The 599-nt window shown below is 40.6% G+C and carries 1 protein-coding gene; it reads right to left on the minus strand.

Translation table 11 applies throughout. The features are described 5' to 3' along the window. Positions 1-247: 247 nt before the first annotated feature. Positions 248-599 (minus strand): recombinase family protein (locus OH459_RS28105; RefSeq protein WP_269989906.1); only part of this gene is annotated, 352 nt, incomplete at its 5' end.

The raw sequence follows: 599 nt of genomic DNA on the forward strand, positions 1-599 counted from the left end.
CGTACATTCAGCCTGAGAGATCCGTTGCGGAAATAACGCTTTCTATACGGCGACTGTCCGTATTTTACAAACAAATAATGCCTTCTTTATTTTTAAGCTTCAAATACAAATCAATAGTTTAGTGGCAGATTTAATGAGTTAGAACGCTCTATGTCGTATAACCTCAGAAGCCAGTTGATTTGAGTATGGAAAAAGCCTGTGAACAGGATGTGAATGAGTCAAAGATCTAACGTATACAGAGGTAATTTCAATCTGATTTTGCCATTGCCATTTTTAACGCCCGATAAATTGTTGCTTCTCCTAGCTCAAATTCTTTCGCAAGTTGACCGATGGTTGCCCCTTCGGTTCGGCGGGAATGGATTGCATCGCAGATTTGTTCATTGAGTTTTGCTGGGCGCCCAAACTTCACGCCGTTCTCTTTTGCTTTGGCAATACCTTCGGCTTGCCGCTCAGTTCGTAAATCATTTTCGAACTCAGCAATGGATGCCAACATGTTAAACATCAATCTACCAGTTGATGTGCTGGTATCGATATTTTGATCAATGACGATTAAGTTAATTTTTTCTTGCTCAAAATGTTTAGCGAGTTGTGCCAGATGG

The sequence above is a fragment of the Vibrio sp. MM46 genome (assembly GCF_027587135.1).
Classification (GTDB): domain Bacteria; phylum Pseudomonadota; class Gammaproteobacteria; order Enterobacterales; family Vibrionaceae; genus Vibrio; species Vibrio harveyi.